Consider the following 263-nt stretch of genomic DNA (forward strand, 5'->3'; position numbering starts at 1 on the left):
GACTAAAATAACAAAACATAAAAATAAACTACGACCCTTAAATAATGTCTAAAACTAACATTACCAGACTATATGGTGCCATCATGGATCATCCATCTCGATCAATTTCCGATGACGGCAAATGGAAAAGTCGATCTCAAAGCATTGCCAGCTCCCGATATAGAGGCGAATCAAACAGCATACGAAGCGCCAAGAGATGAAATCGAAGCCCTTCTTTGCGACATTTCGCAAGATGTGATTGGTGCGACATTTGTTGGTCTTAA

The 263-nt window shown here is 39.9% G+C and carries 1 pseudogene; it reads left to right on the forward strand.

Annotated features, from left to right (window positions below):
* Positions 1 to 48: 48 nt before the first annotated feature.
* Positions 49 to 263, forward strand: a pseudogene (locus BA70_RS19040) (hypothetical protein); the annotation flags it as partial.

Origin of the sequence: Bacillus zhangzhouensis (assembly GCF_000715205.1) — a bacterium.
GTDB lineage: Bacteria > Bacillota > Bacilli > Bacillales > Bacillaceae > Bacillus > Bacillus zhangzhouensis.